Origin of the sequence: Alteromonas sp. I10, assembly GCF_003201515.1 — a bacterium.
Lineage (GTDB): Bacteria > Pseudomonadota > Gammaproteobacteria > Enterobacterales > Alteromonadaceae > Alteromonas > Alteromonas macleodii.
Genome location: NZ_QJJN01000001.1, coordinates 389,326 through 410,777 on the forward strand (window position 1 = coordinate 389,326; position 21,452 = coordinate 410,777).

Consider the following 21,452-nt stretch of genomic DNA (forward strand, 5'->3'; position numbering starts at 1 on the left):
TTTGGCAAAGTCTTAAGCCCAAAAGTAAGCGGTTTTGAACGCCAATTCACTGCATGCGAAGCAAGAAAAAACATCAGGGGTCAAGGACCATGCGCACAGATTACTGTGGGAATATCGATTCATCATACATTGGACAAGAAGTTACCCTTTGCGGGTGGGTTAATAAGCGTCGCGATTTAGGCGGTGTAATTTTCATCGACTTACGCGACCGCGAAGGTATCGTACAAGTGGTGTTCGACCCAGATTTACCAGACGTGCTATCGGTAGCTAACACGTTGCGTAGCGAATTCTGTGTAAAGCTAACGGGTAAAGTGCGTGCGCGCCCTGAAGGTCAAGTAAATAAAGACATGCGCACAGGTGAGATTGAGATCCTGGGCACAGGCCTTGAAGTGATCAACAAGTCTGACGTGCTTCCACTGGACTGGAACCAAGAAAACTCAGAAGAACAGCGCCTTCGCTATCGTTATCTAGATCTTCGCCGTCCTGTAATGAGCCAGCGTTTACAATTCCGTGCAAAAGTAACCGGTGCTGTACGTCGCTTCCTAGAAGAAGAAGGTTTCCTTGATATTGAAACCCCTATTCTTACTAAGGCAACGCCAGAAGGTGCACGTGACTACCTAGTGCCAAGCCGCACGCACAAAGGTGAGTTCTTTGCACTTCCGCAATCGCCACAGCTTTTCAAACAGCTTCTGATGATGTCGGGCATGGACCGTTACTATCAAATTGTTAAGTGCTTCCGCGACGAAGACTTACGTGCCGACCGTCAGCCAGAATTTACCCAAATCGATATTGAGACCACGTTCTTAGATTCCGATGGCGTAATGTCTATCACCGAGCGTATGATCCGCGACTTGTTCAACAAAATGCTAAACGTTGACCTTGGCGACTTCCCGCGCATGACGTACGCCGATGCCATGACGCGCTTTGGTAGCGACAAGCCAGACCTACGTAACCCGTTAGAGTTAACAGACGTTGCCGACTTGCTTGCTAACGTTGACTTTAAAGTATTCAGCGGCCCGGCAAACGACCCTAAAGGTCGCGTAGCAGCTATTCGCGTACCTGGTGGGGCGTCGCTTTCGCGTAAGCAAATAGACGAATACACTAAATTTGTAGGTATTTACGGCGCGAAAGGTCTGGCTTGGATTAAAGTTAACGATGCTGGTGCAGGTCTTGAAGGTCTACAGTCGCCAATCCTTAAATTCCTATCGGAAGACATCACTAACGCCATGCTAGAGCGCACTGGCGCACAAAGTGGCGATATTCTATTGTTTGGTGCAGACAGCTACACTGTGGTTACCGAAGCGATGGGCGCACTTCGTCTTAAGCTTGGTGAAGACTTTGAGCTTCTTGAAGGCGAGTGGAAGCCACTTTGGGTTGTTGACTTCCCAATGTTCGAAGAATTTGACGGTCAGCTACATGCTATTCACCACCCGTTTACCGCACCACGTGGTTTAACGCCAGAAGAACTTAAAGCTAACCCAGCTGAAGCCTTATCTGACGCTTACGATATGGTATTGAACGGTGTTGAGTTAGGCGGTGGTTCTGTACGTATTCACAATGAAGACATGCAGTCTACGGTATTCAACATTCTTGGCATTGACGATGAAGAAGCGAAGAACAAGTTTGGCTTCTTGCTTGACGCGCTGCGCTTTGGTGCGCCGCCGCATGCAGGTCTTGCGTTTGGTCTAGACCGTCTGGTAATGCTTATGACTGGCGCGACGTCTATTCGTGATGTGATGGCATTCCCTAAAACGACCACAGCGGCATGTCCGTTAACATCGGCGCCTAGCCCTGCGAACCCACAGCAGCTTGAAGAGCTCGCTATTGCAACGGTGAAAAAGCAATCGTAATTTATGGCGTATAAGAAGCCTGAATCTGCACTGGTAGTGTTGTACGACCAACACTACCGAGTGCTGCTTTTGCAACGACAAGACGACCCCACCTTTTGGCAGTCGGTAACCGGCGCGTTAGAAGAGGGGGAGTTACCCTTAGAAACGGCATATCGTGAAGTGTGTGAAGAAATTGGCATCGATGCCAAAGCACACGGTTTTGTTGTTAACGACCACGATAAGCAAAACCAATATGAAATTCGTAGCCGCTGGCTACATCGTTATCCTCCTGGTACTGTGCACAACACAGAACACGTATTTTCCCTTCAAATAAACAGCGATTTACCCCTTGTCTTAACAGAGCACTTACAGTACGAATGGGTGTCGAAAGACGAAGCACTCGCGCGTTTATGGTCTCCCTCTAATAAAGAAGCGGTATCTTTGTTTGTACCGAGTGTGCCTTAATGGTTATACTGGGTATAGATCCAGGTTCTCGGATCACAGGCTACGGTTTAATTGCACGCAAGCAAGGTAAACTGGTGTATGTAGCAAGCGGATGCATTCGCGTTGGAACGGCAGATTTACCCTCTCGTCTTGCTAATATTTTTACCGGTGTTGGCGATATTATTCGTCAATATAAACCCGACCAGTTTGCTATTGAGCAGGTATTTATGGCGAAAAACCCTGATTCAGCGCTGAAGCTTGGTCAGGCCAGAGGTGCCGCGATTGTGGCAGCCACCCAAGCGCAACTTCCTGTTGCTGAATACAGCGCAAGGCAAATTAAGCAGTCGGTAGTTGGAAAAGGTGGCGCAGATAAAACGCAAGTTCAGCACATGGTAAAACACCTGCTGAATTTAAGCGGCACGCCACAGGCCGATGCTGCCGATGCATTAGCCGTTGCCTTGTGTCATGCACACACTGAACAGAGCCTGATAAACATGGCAGGGCAAGCCCGAAAAACCGTTCGTGGTCGTTTGCGCTAATACTGCTCGAAGCTCACGCTTTTACAGAGATAATTCATGATTGGACGAATTCGCGGTACGTTGGCTGAGAAACAGCCTCCAGAAATTCTTGTAGATGTAGCCGGTGTTGGCTACGAAATTCACATGCCTATGACCAGTTTCTACCAGCTTCCCGCGGTAGGTGAAGAAGTGGTGGTGTACACACACTTTGTGGTTCGTGAAGACGCCCAATTGCTGTTTGGTTTTGCTGATAAAATGGAAAGAGGGCTTTTCCGAGAATTGATCAAAGCCAATGGTGTAGGTCCAAAGTTAGGCCTTGCTATTTTATCTGGAATGTCGGCAAGCCAGTTCTTGGCAAGTGTACAAAATGAAGATGTTTCTGCACTCGTCAGCTTACCGGGTATAGGTAAGAAAACCGCAGAGCGTTTAGTGGTAGAGCTTAAAGACCGCCTAGCAAAATTTGGCAAGGCGCAGAGTATTGCTGTACCGCCCCCAAGTGGCGACTTGTTATCCACCAACACTATTGTTGCTGTAAACGACGCTCGGGAAGAAGCGCAAAGCGCGCTTATTGCACTGGGCTATAAACCTGCTCAAGCGAGCAAGCTAGTCGACAGCGTATATAAAGAGGGCATGGAAAGTGAGGCCCTTATTCGCGAATCATTAAAAGCGGCCATATAATGGCGCTCAACGAAGACAGCGGTTCTTAGTCTGCCTGTCTTCACGTCACCGTTTAAAGTAGAACTATCATGATTGAAGCCGACAGACTGATTACGCCTGAAGCCAGCACCGAAGACGAGGTCATCGACCGCGCCATTCGCCCTAAAATGCTGGAAGACTATACGGGGCAGCCTCACGTATGTGAGCAAATGGAAATTTTTATTCAAGCTGCGCGTAATCGCGACGATGCGCTAGACCATCTACTTATTTTCGGTCCGCCAGGACTGGGTAAAACCACGCTTGCGAACATTGTGGCAAATGAAATGGGCGTGAACATTAAAACCACGTCAGGCCCTGTACTTGAGAAAGCTGGCGACTTGGCTGCACTGCTTACCAACCTTGAACGCAATGATGTATTGTTCATAGACGAAATACATCGCTTAAGCCCAGTGGTAGAGGAAATTCTTTATCCTGCCATGGAAGACTATCAGCTTGATATTATGATAGGCGAGGGGCCTGCCGCCCGTTCAATTAAGCTAGACCTTCCTCCTTTTACGCTGGTAGGCGCTACCACCCGAGCAGGCTCGCTAACGTCGCCATTACGCGATCGTTTCGGTATTGTTCAACGATTAGAGTTTTACAACGTAAAAGACCTCACCAGTATTGTGGCAAGAAGCGCGAGCTATCTGAATTTAGACATGAACGATGAAGGTGCGCAAGAAGTGGCTCGTCGTTCGCGTGGAACACCGCGTATTGCTAATCGTTTGTTACGCCGTGTTCGAGACTACGCAGAAATTAAAGCAGACGGCACGGTGGGAGCCGATACGGCAGCGAAGGCACTGGATATGCTTGACGTTGATAAAGAAGGTTTCGATTACATGGATCGTAAATTGCTTACTGCTATTATCGAAAAGTTTGATGGTGGGCCAGTAGGCTTAGACAATTTGGCAGCAGCCATTGGTGAAGAAAAAGAAACCATAGAAGACGTGATTGAACCCTTCCTTATTCAGCAGGGCTTTTTACAGCGCACGCCTCGAGGCCGTATTGTGTCGCAGCGCGCTTATCTTCATTTTGGCTTCGCTCCGTCTGAATAATTTACCGTCCCTTTGTAAGAAGGTACAGATTCGTTTTAAAGGCCTAGCAGGATTGCTGGGCTTTTTTTGGCAACACAGAAAATACAGAAGCCGTTTCAAACGCTACAAGTAAATGCTCGTATGGGGGAAGCTGTAAGTTCAGAGCATCGAGATTGGATGGCGAATTACTGCATAGCGCAAGTTAAGCATGGGCCGCCAATATTTTGGTTTGTACCGATGCTAAATTACAGGCAAAAAAAAGCCCGCTCATTGAGCGGGCTAAAACAACAAGTGTTGAAGGAAATAAATCCAGGGAACTCATGTCTAACAGGAGAATAACTCTTGCATGACCGTGCTAAGCACCATCACGCTCTGTACGACTGATGCTGTGCATTATAGGGAGAGCAGAAAAAACTACAATTGAGTAAAATTGTTGTTTTGAATTAGAAAAACTAATGTGTTAACTGGGTGTTTAATATTGGTTTACTTTTGATTAAATGTTAGCTTTGGTGGGGCTTGTGGAGTGTTTTTGTTCTGCATTTTGTCGCGCTAATTAGTTATTTTAACTCCGCTTTGGATTATTAAATTTTTGGGTGAAGGAATAGTTATGCATTTACACCAGGTAAGAGTGTATTACGAAGATACCGACGCAGGCGGTATCGTCTATTATGCGAATTACCTAAAGTTTATGGAGCGAGCCCGTACAGAGTGGCTTCGCGAGCTAGGTTTTGAACAAGACACGCTGATGGAACAATCCATCGCTTTCGTCGTCAAACACGTTGAAATGCATAACTATGCGCCTGCACGGTTCAATCAACTGTTGAGTATTGAAACTCGCGTTGTAGAATTGAAAGGCGCTAGTATGACGTTTCAACAAATTATTAAAAATGAACAAGGCGTTACATTGGTATCGGGAGATATCAAGGTTGCCTGCGTCGATTTGGCCGTTATGAAGCCAAAAAGATTACCACGTACTTTGTTAGGGGAAATTTCGCGTGTCATCTGATCTCACTTTTATTGGCTTGTTTTTACAAGCGAGTTTTATTGTTCAACTAGTTATGCTTTTGTTGCTAAGCGTGTCGATAGCGTCGTGGACGTTTATCTTCCAACGCAGCAAAGCGTTGTCGGCGGCACGCAACGAAATGCGTCAGTTTGAAGATAAGTTCTGGTCAGGCGCTGACCTTAACCGTCTTTATCAAGAGCTTTCTGCCAGAACTAACCTAACAGGCATGGGCAGCATCTTTTGCTCAGGCTTTAAAGAGTTTGTTCGCCTGCGCAAGTCTAACACGGCTACCAACGGCATTGTTGACGGTACATACCGTGCCATGCGTGTTTCTATGTCTCGCCAAGTCGAAGAATTAGAAAGCCGTTTACCCTTTTTAGCCACGGCGGGCTCAATCAGTCCTTATATAGGTCTATTTGGTACTGTGTGGGGGATCATGAATGCCTTCATCGCGTTAGGTGAAGTGCAGCAAGCTACCCTTGCTATGGTAGCGCCGGGTATTGCAGAAGCACTAATTGCAACTGCTATCGGCCTGTTTGCTGCTATCCCTGCGGTTATTGCCTACAACCGTTTCAGCCATCAGGTTGAGAAGCTTGAAAATAGCTACGGCAACTTCATGGAAGAGTTCTCTGCAATCCTTCATCGCCAAGCCGTTGCTGCGCAAGCACAACAACAAGCCTAAGCGTTTACATTCCAAACGGAGGACTTGTTATGTATGTAAGAAAACGCCGCAGGCCGGTATCAGAGATAAACGTAGTGCCCTACATCGACGTGATGTTGGTGTTGCTTATTATCTTTATGGTAACGGCGCCGCTTATTTCTCAAGGGGTAAAGGTGGATTTGCCTAAAGCAAGTGCCAACCCGATAGAGCAAGAAGATACACCACCTATTATTGCGTCAGTGGATGTTAAAGGTCGCTACTTCCTTAATGTAGGCGAAGACCAGGAATCGCCAATTAGCGAAGAAGAGCTTGGCGCTATTGTAAAAGCACAATTGACCAAAGAGCCCAATACGCCCGTAGTGGTAAAAGGCGATGGACAAGTAGCGTATAACGAAGTGATACAGCTAATGGTGTTATTACAGCAGGCGGGTGTGCCTTCAGTAGGGTTAATGACGGATCCGGTTGAGTAATATAGATATGTCGAAACCTGAAGTGTCGAAAAGCACGTCAACCGCTAGCCACTCAAACAACGCGAGTAACGGTGTAAGTGGTGATAAAAAGAACGGCAAAAGTGCCAAGCAAGCCAACAGTATAAGCCCAGAACAAGTAGGCTTGTACAAGTCCATTGGTTTGCATCTTTTTATTGCTGCGCTGTTGCTAATTAGCGTCAGTTTCTCTCCTGACCCGTTGCCAAGTATGCCGTCGAATGCGCCTGTGATAGAAGCGACGTTTATTGATGCGCAAGCGATTGCGGATCAAAAAAGGGAGCAGGCACAAGCTGAAGCTCAAGCAAGAGCCAAAGAGCAAGAAAGGCAAAGAAAAGCAGAAGCCGCGGCAGAGAAAAAACGCCAGCAGCAGCTAGCAGCCAAGCGTGCGAAAGAGAAGCGTGAAGCAGAAGCGGCTGAAGCGAAACGTCAGAAAGACTTGGAGCGCTTAGCGGCGCAGAAGGAACAAGAGCGTAAGGAGCGCGAAGCAAAAGCGAAAGCTGAGGCTGAGCGAAAGAAAAAAGAAGCAGCTGAACGCGCTGAAATGGAAAGGATCATGCAAGAGCAGCTTGCAAAAGAACAAGCCGCTCAGCAAGAACGTAGGCGAAAACAGGTACTTACTGAAGTAGAGCGTTATACCGCGCTTATTCAGCAAACCATTAAGCGCAATTTGTATTCAGACGACAGCTATCAAGGTAAAACCTGTCGATTGAATATTCGGTTAGCAACGACAGGGTTTGTTACGAGTATTCGTGTACTCGGCGGCAATGATGCGCTGTGTAGAGCGGCTGAAAGCGCGGTTCGCAGGGCCGAAAAGTTACCGGTATCTGATGCGCCAGACGTTTACGAGCAGTTAAAAGACATTACTTTAAAAGTGGAATTATAGTGGTATGAAAAAACTAGGTTTATGGATAGCGCTTATTACGATGGCATTCAGTGCCAAAGTGTTTGCATCCTTAGAAATTGTGATAACCGAGGGCGTAGATAGTGCACGTCCAATCGGGGTTGTGCCATTTAAATGGAAAGGTCAGGGCAGTATGCCTGGCGATATTTCTAAAGTGGTGATGGCCGACTTAATGCGTAGTGGTAAGTTTAATCCGGTATCTGTCGACAAAATGCCACAGTACCCAGAGACAGCGGAACAAGTGTCTTTCACTGCATGGGCAACCTTAGGTGTGGACACGGTTTTAGTAGGAAGTATTGAGCCACAAGGAGGCGACCGTTACCTTGTATCCTATGAGTTGATTGATGTACTTAAAGGGCAAGTTGACAATGGGCAAGCTAAAGTACTCAAAGACGGCAATTTGGTATCGAGTAATGATCACGTACTAGCTGCCCGTCAGGCAGTGATCAACGGTCGAGATTTTCGCCAGTATGCGCATCGAATTAGCGACATTGTGTATGAAAAATTGACCGGTGTTCGCGGTGCGTTTTTAACGAAAATTGCTTACGTCATTGTTCGCGACCGAGACACGGTAGAAAAACCTTACCAATTAGTCATTGCAGACTACGATGGTGAGAACGAAACGCGCTTGTTGTCTTCGCCAGAGCCGCTTATGTCGCCAGTGTGGTCGCCTGATGGCGAGAAGCTTGCCTACGTTAGTTTTGAAAATCGTAGACCGCAAATATTCATTCAGAATATCTACACCAGCGAGCGTACGCGCATTACTGATTTCCCTGGAATAAATAGTAGCCCGGTGTTTTCACCAGATGGCAAGCAACTTGCAATGGTTTTATCGAAAGATGGAAACCCTGAACTCTATGTGATGGACTTAGCGACAAAAAATCTTCGCCGAGTAACTCGAAATAGAGCGATTGATACGGAGCCCGCGTGGCTACCAGACGGCAGTGGGTTAATATTTAGCTCGGAACGGGGTGGTAAACCCCAGATATATAGCGTAAATTTAAATTCTGGGAAAGTAAGGCGAGTTACCTTTGTAGGTGAACAGAACCTTGGCGGTACGATTTCCCCAGACGGCAAGCAAATGATTATGGTAAACCAAACTAATGGGAACTATCACATTGCGAAGCAGTCTTTGGATGGTGGATCACCTCAAGTACTGACACGGACGTACTTAGATGAATCACCAAGCGTAGCGCCGAATGGAAGCATGATTATATACAGCACCCTTCACGAGGGAACCCAAGTGTTGTCACTGGTTTCTTTAGATGGGCGTTTTAAAGCTAGGTTACCAGCAGCCAATGGGCAAGTTAAATCGCCAAGTTGGTCACCATTTTTGTTCTAACAATTTAACGACTAAACAATAAAATTTAAGGATTAGTAGGATGCAAATGAATAAAGTGATGAAGAGCTTCATTATCGCATTGCCAGTAGTGACAATGATGGCATGTTCTTCAGGCCCTAGCGAAGAAGAATTGGCAGCAGAGCGTAACCGCCTTGCACAAGAACAAGCGGCTGCAGAAGCGGAAGCACGTGAAGCAGAAGCACAGCGCGTTAAAGCAGAAGCTGCACAGCGTATGAAGCGTCAAGAAGAAATGGTTCAGCAAGAAATGGAAGCGCTGAAGAACGAACAAACCGTTTACTTTGACTTTGACCGCTCAAGCATCAAGCCAGAGTTCCAGCGTATTTTAGACAAGCACGCGGCGTTCTTGGTGAAAAACCCAAGCACTAAAGTGACTATTGAAGGTCACACTGACAGCCGTGGTACGCCTGAGTACAACATCGCGCTAGGCGAACGTCGTGCACAGTCTGTTGAAACTTACCTACTTAATGCTGGCGTAAGCAGCAGCCAAGTAACAGTAGTTTCATACGGCGAAGAAAAACCAGCAGTGATGGGGTCTACTGAGTATGCATTTGCTCAAAACCGTCGCGGAGTGGTTGTTTACCGCTAATGACTATTCTAACGAATAAGACATTAAAAATGGGCGTCACTTTATGTGCCGCCCTTGCTGTTTCTACCGCATTTGCGCAAGCGCCTGTGGTAGACGCCAATGGCGGCAGTGAATTAGAGCAGCGTATTGTTGTGCTAGAGCGTATTGTTAAGAGCCGAACCGAAATGCAACACAGGCTTCAAACGCAACTAGACAATATGCAAATGGAAGTCGACCAGCTGCGTGGTGCGGTTGAAGTTAATACCAATGAACTTCAAAAAGTACTTGAGCGTCAGCGTGAGCTTTACCTTGAAATAGATAAACGCGTGGAAGCACTTAAGCAAAGCGGCGCGCTACAAGGTAGTGCCATGCCTAGTGCAGGTGTTGATTCGGGCTCTGTGAGCTCTCCAACAGCATCTACTCCAACGCAAGCTCCGCAAGCAGGTGAAGATGAAGCCTACGAAAATGCGGTGAATTTGATCCTTAAGTCTCGTGAGTACGATAAAGCCATTCCTGCGTTTCAATCGTTCATTTCACGCTTTCCCAACAGTGGTTACGCACCAAATGCGCACTATTGGTTAGGGCAACTGTTGTTTAATAAGCAGCAGTGGAGCGAAGCAAGTGAGCAATTTAATATTGTAGCTAATCGCTTTACCGATTCTTCCAAGCGTCCTGATGCCTTATTAAAACTAGGTGTCATTGCTGAGCGAACGGGAGACAGTTCAACAGCGCGTCAGCTGTTCCAACAAGTTGTAAATGATTACCCTGATTCTTCGGCAAAACGCCTCGCTGAATCTCGGTTAAATAACTTGTAATGAACAAAGCCTCTTTTAAAGAGGCTTTTTTATGAGTTAGAGAAAAGTTTTTTTCAAAAAATTCCATTTAGAGTGCATAAAACTTCTGCGCCAAATTTCACTGTATTTCGTAGAAACCTGACTAAACTCAATTAGTACTGGTATAAATACTCAGCGATTTGTTTTCATTTTGACCGTTTAGTCGTAATTTGACAGAAAAATGAAAATAAAAGGACGTTATGGGTTGCGTCGAATAAAAATCTGAGTATTATATGCCGCCGTTGCCAAGACACAGGCAACAACAGGAAAGAAAGGGTCGTTAGCTCAGTTGGTAGAGCAGTTGACTTTTAATCAATTGGTCGCTGGTTCGAATCCAGCACGACCCACCACTTTCTCTCCTAGCATCAAATGATGGGTCGTTAGCTCAGTTGGTAGAGCAGTTGACTTTTAATCAATTGGTCGCTGGTTCGAATCCAGCACGACCCACCATCATTTGAATTGCGAAACTTATCTGTGTGTCACTTGATGGGTCGTTAGCTCAGTTGGTAGAGCAGTTGACTTTTAATCAATTGGTCGCTGGTTCGAATCCAGCACGACCCACCATCAAGTCTCAAACTCAAATATTCCTTTTTTAAATAATCTCCTCAGTACAAAACACCAATGCTTATTGCGTTTTAAAACGCTACTCGTCTCATTTGCACTTTGATCTGGTTTACCTAACCCCATGTAGTAGAACAGGTAAGCATAACTACGACTATTTAATTACCCTTATGTTGATTAGGTAGTGTGTAATTTTTATGACAGTTGGGTATAATCCGCACCCTTGTCGCAACAGAGATGTAGGTTAATGTCAGTAGCATTTCGAGTGGATCAGGTAGAGTACCCGTTCCCAGCAAAACCACAGCCATTGTCAGAAGCACGTAAAGCTGAATTAAAGGCTGAGATCAAAGCTTTACTTAAAGCCCGTAACGCTGTGCTTGTCGCACACTATTACACCGACCATGAAATTCAGGCACTCGCTGAAGAGACTGGTGGCTGCGTGGCAGACTCATTGGAAATGGCGCGCTTCGGAAGAGATGCACAAGAACAAACCTTAATTGTTGCTGGCGTTCGCTTCATGGGTGAAACGGCAAAAATTCTTAGCCCTGAAAAAACCGTACTAATGCCAACACTTGAAGCAACGTGTTCGCTTGATATTGGTTGCCCGGTAAAAGAGTTTAGCGAATTCTGTGATCAGCACCCTGACCACACTGTAGTGGTTTACGCAAATACATCAGCGGCAGTAAAAGCGCGCGCTGACTGGGTAGTAACGTCAAGCATCGCGCTTGAAATCGTTGAGCACTTAGACAGCCAGGGCAAGAAAATCATTTGGGGCCCTGACCGACACTTAGGCTCGTACATTGCCAAGCAAACGGGTGCCGACATGCTAATGTGGCAGGGCGAGTGTATCGTTCACGACGAGTTCTCTGCACAGAAACTAGCAGACATGAAAGCACTGTATCCAAACGCAGCAGTTCTGGTTCACCCTGAATCACCCGCAAGTGTGGTAGAGATGGCAGATGCAGTTGGCTCAACCAGTCAGCTAATAAAAGCCTCGCAAACCATGGATAACGACACCTTTATTGTTGCTACCGATAAAGGCATCTTTTACAAGATGCAACAACTTACTCCAGAGAAGACGTTTATAGAGGCTCCAACGGGCGGTAACGGCGCTACGTGTAAAAGCTGTGCTCACTGCCCTTGGATGGCAATGAACGGCTTAGAAGCGATTAAGGCGTCTTTAACGGGCGAAACTGATGGGCATGAAATCTTTGTTGATGATGAATTGCGTAAAGGTGCACTCATTCCACTTGATCGCATGCTTAACTTCTCAGCCGAGTTAAAAGCGAAAGGCGGGCTATAAGCGCACGTTTTATAAGCACTTGCTGAATATTTTCCAGCAAGTTCTTGATTAAGCGCGCGGCTTTACCTACTATACGCGCGCTCAAGGGTTTTCGTCGTTGAATTCTTCTTGATACAAAATTTGGAGAGATGGCTGAGTGGCTGAAGGCGCACGCCTGGAAAGTGTGTATACGTTTATAGCGTATCGAGGGTTCGAATCCCTCTCTCTCCGCCAAATACTGAGAACCGGCTTTAGGCCGGTTTTTTTGTGCCTACCGATCAGCGCTGGATGATGCGCGGACACTTTTCGCTTACGTAAAAAGAAACCCGCTATGAAGCGGGTTTCTTTTTAAACGCAATTGTTGCGACGCTGGTATGCTAAAGCTAATAGCTTTTCATCTGTGATGTCGCGCCGCAGCTAATTACTTCGCAACCTGCTGGTGAAGCTTGATTAGGTCAGGAAGCTTTTTCGCGTAAATCGCTTTCTTCGTACCTGGGTGAAGTAATTGGCTCACGAACGTTCGTAGGAAGCCAAGTACAAACGTTTGAACGCGATCAGCGTCCGCTTCACTTGGGTTAGCAATAAGCTTTTCTGTCTCCGCTTGTACTTTATGTACAATCGGGTCCATGGTGTCTTTTCCAGAAACTAGGTCATTACCAGTCACAACGCCTTTGCCAAGCAAGTCTCTAACTGCTGAGTACAAATCAGCAGAAACAGCGTTAGACTGTCCCCAATTCGCAATGTTGAATTCTTCAGCAATCTTATCTAGATCAGCAGTTGGGTCGTTCGACTTCAATAGGCCTTCGATAAGTTTATGGGCTTCAGTTTGTTTTACGGGTGTTGATAATTCTGACATGGTTACATTTAATGATTATGTGGGTGAGCGCGTTATAAATATTCTGCCAGACAATGTCAACCCGTTTGCCGCCAATAGAGGCAAGAACGGGAGAGGAGCTTACTAAGTCATGATGTAAACATGGCGAAAAAAGCACCGAAATAGCACCGAAATAACACAGAAATATTACTGAAAGAGTAGCAAAATAGAGAAAAGGCACCTGCTGCCAAGCACCCTTTATCAAATGAGTAAACGGGCTACGCGGAGATCCTATTCTCTTTATCTACTTTATCTATTTTGCCTGTTCGACGTGCTGGGAAAGGCAACTTAATTGGACGTTCACCATTTAATGCAGCATGTTCTGATTTCACACTATAACTAGCGCTGTCTTTACTATGCATGCCCTTGGGTGTATCAGTTACATCGAAAAACGGAGCAACAGGCTGTCTGTTTACCTCTAGCTGGTAAGCAATTGCTTTGTTTTCGGTTTCTAAAAAGGCACTTCCAGCTTGCTTACCGAGTTTATAATCATGACGAAGCTGTGCGTCTGTACTACCTAACAATTTACTTTGAAGCTTATCTGACGCAAAAATTTGAATAACCTCTACGCCTTCTGGCGGGTTTTCAATAAACGCCAGCTCTTTTTGATACGCTTGTTCGTGCTGCAGCAGATAGTCGATGGTCTTTGGGCACGTGCCCGTTGCGCACATTACCGCGCTTAACTTTTGTAGCCAAGGCGACTGTACTTGAAAGCCTCTATCTACGGTGCGAATAACTACGATTTTCGTCGCGCCGCGCTTGTACGCTTCGGTAACAGGCAACGGTGCAGCCAAACCACCGTCTAGAAAGAAATCGGTATTGGCTGCCTTTTTTGTCTCGACATCAATGTGCAGCGGTACGCCCTGTTTGTAAAGTAAGGGGAGGGCGCTCGAAGCCTTGATAAGATCGACCCAGTTGTGAGTACTTTTCATTGGATCGAGAAAATACGCCTGTCTGTCTCTGGAATTTGTGGCGGTAAATAAAATTTCTCTGTCCGCAACATTAGCCTTCGCAGTATCAAGATCAAGTAAACGGTTCGCTTCTTGGGTTTTGTCAAAATACCAATCTAAATCGACAATATGTTTGCCCATTAAACCTCTTCCCATTTGGAAAAAGCGTTTGTGTCGAGTTAAGCCGCGAATAAGACGCTTTGCATAGCCTTTTTGACGCGCCACAAAGCTCGTTAAGTTCTGTGAACCTGCTGATGTGCCGATAAGAATATCGAAAGGGTCGTGTCCGGCGTCTAACCATGTATCGAGTACGCCTGCCGTGAAAATTCCTCGCTGTCCACCACCTTCCGCAACCAAGGCAACTTTGCCATTGTTCGACATTTCAGCATTGCGTGCTTTTGAATAAGCGAGAGAAGGAGCAGATTGTTGACCCGACATGATGACCCTCTATTTACCATGACTATAAATTGACTACTTGGTCTAATTGTAGGGAGATCACGACACCGGAGAAAATTGAAATAATAAATCGGACTGATAGGAAATAACTGATACTGAAACACTTTTTGTTATTTCATTGTGATTTTTGTGTTTACATTTTGATCGTTTAATCGCAGTCTAACAAAGTGTTGAAAGCTAAACTTTCATTGGGAGTCAATAATGAAAATTGCCGTGTTAGGTGCGGGAAGCATTGGATGTTATGTAGCGGGCTGCCTGTTAGCCTCTGACCCCACATTGAGCGTCGCAAATGCGCTTACGCTCATTGGCCGTCAGCGTTTATATGATGATATTACTGCCAATGGTCTTAAAGTAACGGATTGGCAAGGGCGTGAGCAGCTAACAAAGCCTGAGCATATAGCTTTTTCGATTGAGAACGATAGTTTAGTTGATGCTGACGTCATTTTGCTTTGCGTTAAAAGCCAAGATACCGAGCAGGCTGCTGCGATAATCAATCAGCATGCAAAGCAATCAGCAGTCGTAGTCAGTCTTCAAAACGGAGTGGGTAATGCACACCTGCTTCGCCAGCACATAAAGCAATGCGTAATTGCAGGCATGGTGCCTTTCAATGTTTTTTATAAAGGCAACGGCCATTTTCACAGTGGTACTGAAGGTAATATTGCCCTTGAAGACCCCAATAACCAATGTAGTGACATCATAAAAGCGCTTAACAACGCGTCGTTGCCCGTTACGGTTTATAACGATATGGAAGCTGTACAGTATGGCAAACTTATTATGAACTTGAATAACGCGGTCAATGCACTGTCGGGTATACCGCTGAAATCACAGCTAGGGGATAGGCAATATAGGTTGGTTATGGCAAAGGTGTTGTCCGAGGCGTTAGCAGTATTAAAAGCGGAAGGAATTGCACCAGCAAGAACCGGTAAGGTCATTCCCAAACTGATGCCAAAAATTATGAAGCTACCTAATTTTTTATTCAATGTGGTGGCTTCATCTACGCTTAAAATAGATCCCGAAGCACGTTCATCAATGTATGAAGATTTGGCACTGGGGCGACGAACGGAGATTGATTATTTGAACGGCGAGATAGTCAGGCTCGGTGAAAAAAATCACATAGCGACGCCAGTGAATAAGCATATTGTTAACCTGATCAAACAACACGAAGTCGCTAAGAAAGGAAGTCCTCACTTACCAGCAAATGCTTTACTGTTAAAGTGACAGGTCTATCTAACGGTGTATTTCAACGTTAAATATTACAGTTTTGTGTCATTTTTATGTCAGAACACTTGATTCTTATACTAAAGTATATATCCTGCGCGCAAACTTCCGTTATATTTAGTGTGCTTTGCTTTTTCAAAATCGTTTTTCTTCTTGTCTTCTGTTGAGTACTTTATGGGCGTCGCTTTTCCATACGACGGTTGTAGCGTCTGAGGTTGATGTCGAGCGCGAATCTAGCGCAACGTTCTCTCAATACAATGGCAACGGCCTTTCATTTCAAAGCGACAACAATACCTTCTCACTACGCGTGCGCGGTAGATTTCAGTTTCGCTATGCCAATCCCGGTATAAGCCAGCCTACCGAGCGTGCTGACTTTGAGCATAACGCCGGTAATCAATTTGGCGTTAACAGAGCGCGGGTCAAATTAGACGGTCACATTGGTTTGCCTTGGATTAAATATGGTGTGGAATACGATGCTGTCGATCAGCGCACGCTGACCGCTACACTATCTTTTGAAAAGTATGACGCGCTTCGGTTTAAGGTTGGTCAGTGGAAAGTCGAGTACTCCAGAGAACGCAGTGTAAGCAGTGGCGGCCAGCAAATGATGGATCGTTCAATCATCAACAGAATATTTACGCTAGATAGGCAAATGGGGGCATCCCTGTACGGTAATTTTGATGGCCCAGGCGCGGCCAATTTCAATTACTGGGTAGGAGTATTCAATGGCTCGGGCCGTGGTGATTATAGCAATCACGATGGCGAGAATATGTATACAGGGCGATTACAGTGGAATTTCTTAGGTGAGTCTGTCGGGTTTAAAAACAGTGACATTAAACGAACAGCTACGCCCAAAGCCGCTCTAGCAATAGCAGGTGCGAAGTTCAAAAGCCAGTTTACGCGTTTTTCATCGTCTGGCGCTGGTAATTTAGCCAACTTTAGTGCGGGCGAGATCGAAGGTCAGTACGACATTCAGCAGTTTGTGATTGATGGTGCCTATTTTTATAAAGGGTTTAATGCTCAAGCGGAATATCATGAAAAAGATATTGTGGATTTAGCGGACAACAATAGAGAAACTACGCTGCGCGGCTATTATGTGCAGGCGGGTTATTTTTTGAGTGAATCAATCAGCTGGTGGCCAGAGCCCCTTGAAATGGCTGCACGCTTCGGGACCTATTCGCCCCGAGACAGTGAACAAGACGAACGCTTTTTTGAAAAGACAGTAGCATTCAACTATTTTTTTAATGGCCACGAAAACAAACTAACCGCAGAGGTAAGCAGGGTTTCACTGGATCAGTTCGATACTGAAGTAGGGGACGAGACCATCTACTCTCTGCAGTGGGACGTCAGCTTTTAACTACTCACGCCGGGCGAGCAAGAAACTCACCTAGTGTGTTAACAAGGCGAGCCTTGTCTACGGGCTTGCCCACATGGGCATCCATTCCTGCCGCGTGACAGTTGTCGATATCTTGCTGCATGGCGTTAGCCGTCAGGGCAATGATGGGGGTTTTCAACTTAAGCACATTTCTTATATGCCGTGTGGCGCTAAGCCCATCAACTTCAGGCATTTGAATATCCATTAGTACCAAATCATAAGTGCACGCTTTCAATGCATCAATGGCCTTTTGTCCGTTTGATACGTGTGTTAAATCTAAATGGAATTCATCAAGAAGCGCTTTTATTACTTCAACATTAATGTCGTTGTCTTCTGCAAGGAGGACACGAGCGCCTTCTAGCGTAACGTGTTGCTGAGTTGTCTCAGACAGCGGAACATCAATATCTGCTGCAACAGCAAACGTGACATCAAAAGAAAAAGTAGAGCCTCGTTCTAATTCGCTTTCAAGCGTTAGTGAAGAGCCCATTAGCTTAAGCAGATTATTACTGATGTTAAGCCCTAGGCCTGTGCCGCCATACTTTCTCGCTATGGAGCTTTCTGCTTGCGTAAAAGGCGTAAACAGCTTTACTTGGTTTTCTTTCGAAATACCAATCCCGTTGTCTTTTACCCAGCAGTGCAGGGCACAATGACTATCGTTCGACTCTGATACGGATAATCCAATTTCTATAATTCCTTTATCAGAAAACTTGATGGCATTGCTTATTAGGTTTGCCAATATTTGCTTAAATCTAAGTTCGTCAAACATCAAATCGTTATTAAGGCTTTTGTCGATATGAAGCTGGAGTACTAATCCTTTGCGTTCCGCTTGGTCTGAAAATATGTCGACTAATGTGCACAGGCTTTCATTGATGTCGTGAGGCCTGATAGCCAACGTTAGCTTGCCCGCTTCAATCTTCGAAAAGTCGAGTAGGTCGTTAATAAGTTGAAGCAGCATTTCAGATGCATTGACGATTTTCTTGGTAAGATCCTTTGCTTGCACGTCTGCTGCGCGGCTAGCTAACGATTGTCCAAAACCAATAATGGCATTTAAAGGCGTGCGAATCTCGTGACTAATATTAGAAATAAACTCAGACTTTAACCGATTGTTTAATTCTGCTTTTTCTTTCGCCGTTAAGTAAAGCGCATTAGCCTGTCTTGATTTACTCAATAAAATCAGAATGATAACAATTGTTACTAGTGTGAGTGTGATAAGTATGACGAGCAACGTGGAAAAAAGTGATTGGGTGCGCTGAGCCTCTGTCTTCAACAAAAGCGCTTCCTCGAATGCTTTATTCTCATTCTCAAGTTGATTTGCTCTGTCTTTCTCTTGAGTTATCTGATCAATTAAGTTGGCGCTTTTTATTAGCTCTAAGTCTTCATATTTCTTTGCGTTCAAATAGGCTTCATGGAAAACCTCAAATTGTTTGAATGCCAACGCGTGATCACCTTTCGCAGCAGTAATGTAGGCTTCTGTTTTGTCCAGCTGAGCGCGCCAAGTCGTTTGCTCAGCGTCGCGGTTTTCATCGTAGAGTTCACGTGCTTTATTGAGCGCGTTTGTCGCCTTATCCAGTTCTCCTAAACTAAGGTGAGCGTCCGCTTTTAAACGGTAAATTTCGCTATTGTAAAAAGAAGATGAGAGAGGATGAGCAAGAACGATATCAGACAGTGTCAGTGCTTTCTGAAGATTACCTGAACGATAATAGGTGGTGGCGATACCGTAAGTGGCAAGGAACTCAGAATAGTTGATATCAATTTGTGAATCGAATTCCATGGCGCGCTCAAAGTAGTCGATGGCCTTGCTATAGTCTCCTAGATTTCTATACAGAATACCAATGGCGTATAGGTTGTCACTGACCAAAATTCGCTGGTTTTCAACTTTGGCGCCATCAAGCGATTTCTCATAGTAAGACAGCGCAATGTCATAAGCGCTGACTGATTGATAGTAGTCTGCCACAATTGCATAGTACAACGGTCGAAGCTTGGTAAGCGTATGTTTGGTTAGTATATCGTTTACTGTGTTGATAAGCTCAGCGTTAGGCGCAAAAACCTGCCCCTCGCTGTAAGTTAATACCTGGTAAACAAGCGCGTATGCCTTTACGCTTGGTGGAATATCAGGCGTTGCAACAACGCGGTTAAAGTGCTCGTAGGCTTTGTCGTAGTCTGCTGAAATACCATACATTCTTGCTACACCAGTAGCGATTGTAAGCCCTTCACTCGAGTTGTCTTGCAACGCAATCAGCGAATTTAAGATTTTTTCGGAAGGGCGTTGGTGGATCGAGAGTTGGTACTGAACATAAAGCGCGCCCACTTTTCTTTTTTCATCTTGCGTTAATGTGTCAGATAACAACCAAGCTTCAAGCTTTTTTATTGCTGCCCCTATAGGCATAGGCACTAAGGTTTCAACGTCCACTTTAATTTCGCTGACCTTGTCTGAGATAGATGCATGAGCACTAACCGTTCCCATACTCCAAGTTAGGGCAAGCAATAAAGCCAAACTAATAAAATGCTGCAAACTAAGTGACCCGAATAAATGCTATTTGTCTTATGTTAAACGATTAAGCACGTTTAGAATTTAATCAATAAGTCTAAAGTTGGTGATAGTATGAGCTCATCATTTTTTAAAAAGAGGAGAGTGACATGCAAGAAAGCACCAAACTCAACTATGTCGAATTTGCATCTCTAGATATTCGCCGCTCAAAAGCGTTTTTTGAAAGTGCGTTTGGCTGGTCTTTTACCGATTATGGCAGTGAATACAGTGCGTTTAGCAATGCTGGCATGGACGGAGGGATTTTTTCTGCACAACGTGTGATGAAGGCAGAAAGTGGTGCGCCTTTATTGGTGCTGTATTCCAATAACATTTCTGAATCGCAAGAATGTGTAGAAAAAGCAGGTGGAGCAATTACTAAACCGTTGTTTGACTTCCCGGGGGGCTGTCGCTTTCATTTTGTCGAGCCTGGTGGCAATGAGCTTGCTGTTTGGTCTGAGTCGGCAAAATAGCGCTATCGTGTCTACGATGTCTAGTGATTCTGGCTTTTATAGTCTGATAAAAAACGCCTTGCGTGTAACGACACAGCAAGGCGCTCTAAATTCAGATTAATTAGCTATTGGCTTGTCGTTACTTTTGCTCAAGCACAATGCGCAGCATTCTGCGAAGCGGCTCTGCGGCACCCCACAATAGCTGATCGCCGACAGTAAATGCCGAGATATATTCAGGACCCATGTTAAGCTTGCGAATACGGCCTACGGGAATAGACAGTGTACCGGTCACTTTCGCTGGCGTAAGTTCTTGCATCGTCGCGTCGCGATCGTTAGGAATCACTTTTACCCAGTCGTTGTGGTTAGCCAAGATTGTTTCAATTTCGGCTAGAGGCAAGTCTTTCTTTAGCTTAAGTGTGATAGCCTGGCTATGACAGCGCATGGCGCCAACACGTACACAAATACCGTCTATCGGCACTTCACTGCCTTTAATGCCTAAAATCTTGTTGGCTTCCGCTTGGGCTTTCCACTCTTCGCGGCTTTGACCTGAAGGTAGTTGCGAATCGATGTACGGAATTAAGCTACCCGCAAGCGGAACACCGAACTGTTCACTAGGGTAGTCTGCGCTTCGAATAAACTCAGACACTTGCTGGTCAATTTCTAAAATCGCGGTAGCAGGATCTTCAACTTTAGCTTTCACATTACTGTGAATTGCACCCATTTGATTAATTAGCTCACGCATGTGCTGTGCACCTGAACCTGAAGCGGCTTGATAGGTCATTGGCGAAGCCCATTCAACCAAGTCTTTCTCAAACAGGCCACCGAGTGCCAGAAGCATAAGGGAAACCGTGCAGTTTCCACCTACGTAGGTACGAATGCCTTTTTCAATGCCACTATCAATTTCTTTACGGTTTACTGGATCTAGAATAATTACGGCATCGTCTTTCATACGAAGCGCTGACGCAGCATCAATCCAATAACCGTTCCAGCCAGTGGCTCTTAAATCGTTGTACACGGCTTTTGTGTAGTCGCCGCCCTGACAGGTAATAATGATATCCTGTTTAGATAGCGCTTCGATATCGTGCGCATCTTCTAGAACACCAGCATCCTTTCCAGCAAAATCTGGTGCTGCACTACCTTTTTGCGAGGTAGTGAAAAAGGTGGGCTCAATGTGCGCGAAATCTTGCTCTTCTTGCATGCGCTGCATTAATACTGAGCCAACCATACCGCGCCAGCCCACTAAACCTACTTTTTGTTGTGACATTAAATTGAGAACCCTTGTTACTAAAATGAAAAGTACTTCACCACCTATGCCTTTTGCTCAACGCTAACACATGTACTTATGAATTAACGTGTCTATCAATTGAACGTAGAATGATGTCGAACGCCGCTGCTTTATTGTGCTGGCGCAATACCTGTCGTTTTTAT

Annotated in this window: 20 protein-coding genes and 4 tRNA genes; 20 read left to right on the plus strand and 4 right to left on the minus strand. The window is 45.5% G+C overall.

Going from position 1 to position 21,452, the window contains the following annotated elements:
• The first annotated feature begins 89 nt into the window (after nt 1-89).
• The 17 genes from aspS to BZA03_RS01670 all read left to right on the plus strand — a co-directional run bounded on the left by aspS (nt 90) and on the right by BZA03_RS01670 (nt 12,412).
• Nucleotides 90-1,850: an aspartate--tRNA ligase gene (aspS, locus tag BZA03_RS01590; protein WP_110287785.1), complete on the plus strand. Its 1,761-nt coding sequence runs from the start codon at nt 90-92 to the stop codon at nt 1,848-1,850.
• A gap of 3 nt (nt 1,851-1,853) precedes the next feature.
• Nucleotides 1,854-2,294 carry a dihydroneopterin triphosphate diphosphatase gene (nudB, locus tag BZA03_RS01595; protein WP_014948861.1) on the plus strand — a complete coding sequence of 147 codons (441 nt, stop codon included), beginning with the start codon at nt 1,854-1,856 and terminating at the stop codon, nt 2,292-2,294.
• Nucleotides 2,294-2,812, plus strand: coding sequence for a crossover junction endodeoxyribonuclease RuvC (ruvC, locus tag BZA03_RS01600; RefSeq protein ID WP_014948862.1), 519 nt, complete (start codon nt 2,294-2,296; stop codon nt 2,810-2,812). Before nudB ends, ruvC begins: the two co-directional genes overlap by 1 nt.
• A gap of 36 nt (nt 2,813-2,848) precedes the next feature.
• Complete coding sequence (gene ruvA, locus BZA03_RS01605) at nt 2,849-3,469, plus strand: Holliday junction branch migration protein RuvA (protein ID WP_014948863.1); 621 nt, start codon at nt 2,849-2,851, stop codon at nt 3,467-3,469.
• Between the two features lie 68 nt (nt 3,470-3,537).
• Nucleotides 3,538-4,542 carry a Holliday junction branch migration DNA helicase RuvB gene (ruvB, locus tag BZA03_RS01610; RefSeq protein WP_014976035.1) on the plus strand — a complete coding sequence of 335 codons (1,005 nt, stop codon included), beginning with the start codon at nt 3,538-3,540 and terminating at the stop codon, nt 4,540-4,542.
• Between the two features lie 586 nt (nt 4,543-5,128).
• Nucleotides 5,129-5,527 (plus strand): tol-pal system-associated acyl-CoA thioesterase, encoded by a 399-nt coding sequence (gene ybgC, locus BZA03_RS01615; RefSeq protein WP_014948865.1) that lies wholly within the window; start codon nt 5,129-5,131, stop codon nt 5,525-5,527.
• Complete coding sequence (gene tolQ, locus BZA03_RS01620; protein ID WP_014948866.1) at nt 5,517-6,206, plus strand: protein TolQ; 690 nt, start codon at nt 5,517-5,519, stop codon at nt 6,204-6,206. Before ybgC ends, tolQ begins: the two co-directional genes overlap by 11 nt.
• Before the next feature lie 29 nt (nt 6,207-6,235).
• Nucleotides 6,236-6,655: a protein TolR gene (tolR, locus tag BZA03_RS01625; RefSeq protein ID WP_014948867.1), complete on the plus strand. Its 420-nt coding sequence runs from the start codon at nt 6,236-6,238 to the stop codon at nt 6,653-6,655.
• Nucleotides 6,656-6,662: 7 nt separating this feature from the next.
• Entirely contained in the window at nt 6,663-7,556 is an 894-nt protein-coding gene (gene tolA / locus BZA03_RS01630; RefSeq protein WP_110288072.1) for a cell envelope integrity protein TolA, read from the plus strand.
• A 4-nt stretch (nt 7,557-7,560) separates the two neighbouring features.
• Entirely contained in the window at nt 7,561-8,916 is a 1,356-nt protein-coding gene (gene tolB, locus BZA03_RS01635; RefSeq protein ID WP_014948869.1) for a Tol-Pal system beta propeller repeat protein TolB, read from the plus strand.
• 40 nt (nt 8,917-8,956) lie between these two features.
• On the plus strand, nt 8,957-9,523 hold the full coding sequence (pal, locus tag BZA03_RS01640) for a peptidoglycan-associated lipoprotein Pal (protein ID WP_014948870.1): 567 nt from the start codon (nt 8,957-8,959) through the stop codon (nt 9,521-9,523).
• Entirely contained in the window at nt 9,523-10,317 is a 795-nt protein-coding gene (gene ybgF, locus BZA03_RS01645; RefSeq protein ID WP_014948871.1) for a tol-pal system protein YbgF, read from the plus strand. Before pal ends, ybgF begins: the two co-directional genes overlap by 1 nt.
• A gap of 292 nt (nt 10,318-10,609) precedes the next feature.
• Nucleotides 10,610-10,685 (plus strand) — tRNA-Lys (locus BZA03_RS01650).
• Nucleotides 10,686-10,709: 24 nt separating this feature from the next.
• Nucleotides 10,710-10,785 (plus strand) — tRNA-Lys (locus tag BZA03_RS01655).
• A gap of 38 nt (nt 10,786-10,823) precedes the next feature.
• A tRNA-Lys gene (locus BZA03_RS01660) sits at nt 10,824-10,899 on the plus strand.
• 244 nt (nt 10,900-11,143) lie between these two features.
• Entirely contained in the window at nt 11,144-12,199 is a 1,056-nt protein-coding gene (gene nadA / locus BZA03_RS01665) for a quinolinate synthase NadA (RefSeq protein ID WP_039227298.1), read from the plus strand.
• A 122-nt stretch (nt 12,200-12,321) separates the two neighbouring features.
• Nucleotides 12,322-12,412: transfer RNA gene (locus tag BZA03_RS01670), tRNA-Ser, on the plus strand.
• 187 nt (nt 12,413-12,599) lie between these two features.
• Here the strand turns inward: BZA03_RS01670 and BZA03_RS01675 are convergent.
• Both BZA03_RS01675 and BZA03_RS01680 read right to left on the minus strand, forming a co-directional pair.
• Nucleotides 12,600-13,034, minus strand: coding sequence for a hypothetical protein (locus tag BZA03_RS01675; protein ID WP_110287786.1), 435 nt, complete (start codon nt 13,032-13,034; stop codon nt 12,600-12,602).
• A 236-nt stretch (nt 13,035-13,270) separates the two neighbouring features.
• A complete protein-coding gene (locus BZA03_RS01680) occupies nt 13,271-14,440 on the minus strand; it encodes a patatin family protein (RefSeq protein ID WP_075176231.1) in 1,170 nt (389 codons plus the stop codon).
• A 219-nt stretch (nt 14,441-14,659) separates the two neighbouring features.
• Here BZA03_RS01680 and BZA03_RS01685 point away from each other — a divergent pair, with 219 nt between their 5' ends.
• Complete coding sequence (locus BZA03_RS01685) at nt 14,660-15,676, plus strand: 2-dehydropantoate 2-reductase (protein WP_110287787.1); 1,017 nt, start codon at nt 14,660-14,662, stop codon at nt 15,674-15,676.
• 163 nt (nt 15,677-15,839) lie between these two features.
• Complete coding sequence (locus BZA03_RS01690; protein ID WP_258364565.1) at nt 15,840-17,030, plus strand: OprO/OprP family phosphate-selective porin; 1,191 nt, start codon at nt 15,840-15,842, stop codon at nt 17,028-17,030.
• Between the two features lie 4 nt (nt 17,031-17,034).
• Here the strand turns inward: BZA03_RS01690 and BZA03_RS01695 are convergent, their stop codons facing one another.
• Nucleotides 17,035-19,560, minus strand: coding sequence for an ATP-binding protein (locus BZA03_RS01695; protein ID WP_258364566.1), 2,526 nt, complete (start codon nt 19,558-19,560; stop codon nt 17,035-17,037).
• A gap of 125 nt (nt 19,561-19,685) precedes the next feature.
• Between BZA03_RS01695 and BZA03_RS01700 the strand changes: the two genes are divergently transcribed.
• Nucleotides 19,686-20,045, plus strand: a complete 360-nt coding sequence (locus BZA03_RS01700) for a VOC family protein (protein WP_069943988.1) — start codon at nt 19,686-19,688, stop codon at nt 20,043-20,045.
• Nucleotides 20,046-20,163: 118 nt separating this feature from the next.
• Here the strand turns inward: BZA03_RS01700 and asd are convergent, their stop codons facing one another.
• Nucleotides 20,164-21,288, minus strand: a complete 1,125-nt coding sequence (asd, locus tag BZA03_RS01705) for an aspartate-semialdehyde dehydrogenase (RefSeq protein WP_014948878.1) — start codon at nt 21,286-21,288, stop codon at nt 20,164-20,166.
• Between the last annotated feature and the right edge of the window lie 164 nt (nt 21,289-21,452).

Bases quoted from the DNA above. Each gene is read 5' to 3' on its own strand.
- aspS (WP_110287785.1), top strand. From the start codon at position 90: ATGCGCACAGATTACTGTGGGAATATCGATTCATCATACATTGGACAA.
- nudB (WP_014948861.1), top strand. From the start codon at position 1,854: ATGGCGTATAAGAAGCCTGAATCTGCACTGGTAGTGTTGTACGACCAA.
- ruvC (WP_014948862.1), top strand. From the start codon at position 2,294: ATGGTTATACTGGGTATAGATCCAGGTTCTCGGATCACAGGCTACGGT.
- ruvA (WP_014948863.1), top strand. From the start codon at position 2,849: ATGATTGGACGAATTCGCGGTACGTTGGCTGAGAAACAGCCTCCAGAA.
- ruvB (WP_014976035.1), top strand. From the start codon at position 3,538: ATGATTGAAGCCGACAGACTGATTACGCCTGAAGCCAGCACCGAAGAC.
- ybgC (WP_014948865.1), top strand. From the start codon at position 5,129: ATGCATTTACACCAGGTAAGAGTGTATTACGAAGATACCGACGCAGGC.
- tolR (WP_014948867.1), top strand. From the start codon at position 6,236: ATGTATGTAAGAAAACGCCGCAGGCCGGTATCAGAGATAAACGTAGTG.
- tolA (WP_110288072.1), top strand. From the start codon at position 6,663: ATGTCGAAACCTGAAGTGTCGAAAAGCACGTCAACCGCTAGCCACTCA.
- tolB (WP_014948869.1), top strand. From the start codon at position 7,561: ATGAAAAAACTAGGTTTATGGATAGCGCTTATTACGATGGCATTCAGT.
- pal (WP_014948870.1), top strand. From the start codon at position 8,957: ATGCAAATGAATAAAGTGATGAAGAGCTTCATTATCGCATTGCCAGTA.
- ybgF (WP_014948871.1), top strand. From the start codon at position 9,523: ATGACTATTCTAACGAATAAGACATTAAAAATGGGCGTCACTTTATGT.
- nadA (WP_039227298.1), top strand. From the start codon at position 11,144: ATGTCAGTAGCATTTCGAGTGGATCAGGTAGAGTACCCGTTCCCAGCA.
- BZA03_RS01675 (WP_110287786.1), bottom strand. From the start codon at position 13,034: ATGTCAGAATTATCAACACCCGTAAAACAAACTGAAGCCCATAAACTT.
- BZA03_RS01680 (WP_075176231.1), bottom strand. From the start codon at position 14,440: ATGTCGGGTCAACAATCTGCTCCTTCTCTCGCTTATTCAAAAGCACGC.
- BZA03_RS01685 (WP_110287787.1), top strand. From the start codon at position 14,660: ATGAAAATTGCCGTGTTAGGTGCGGGAAGCATTGGATGTTATGTAGCG.
- BZA03_RS01700 (WP_069943988.1), top strand. From the start codon at position 19,686: ATGCAAGAAAGCACCAAACTCAACTATGTCGAATTTGCATCTCTAGAT.
- asd (WP_014948878.1), bottom strand. From the start codon at position 21,288: ATGTCACAACAAAAAGTAGGTTTAGTGGGCTGGCGCGGTATGGTTGGC.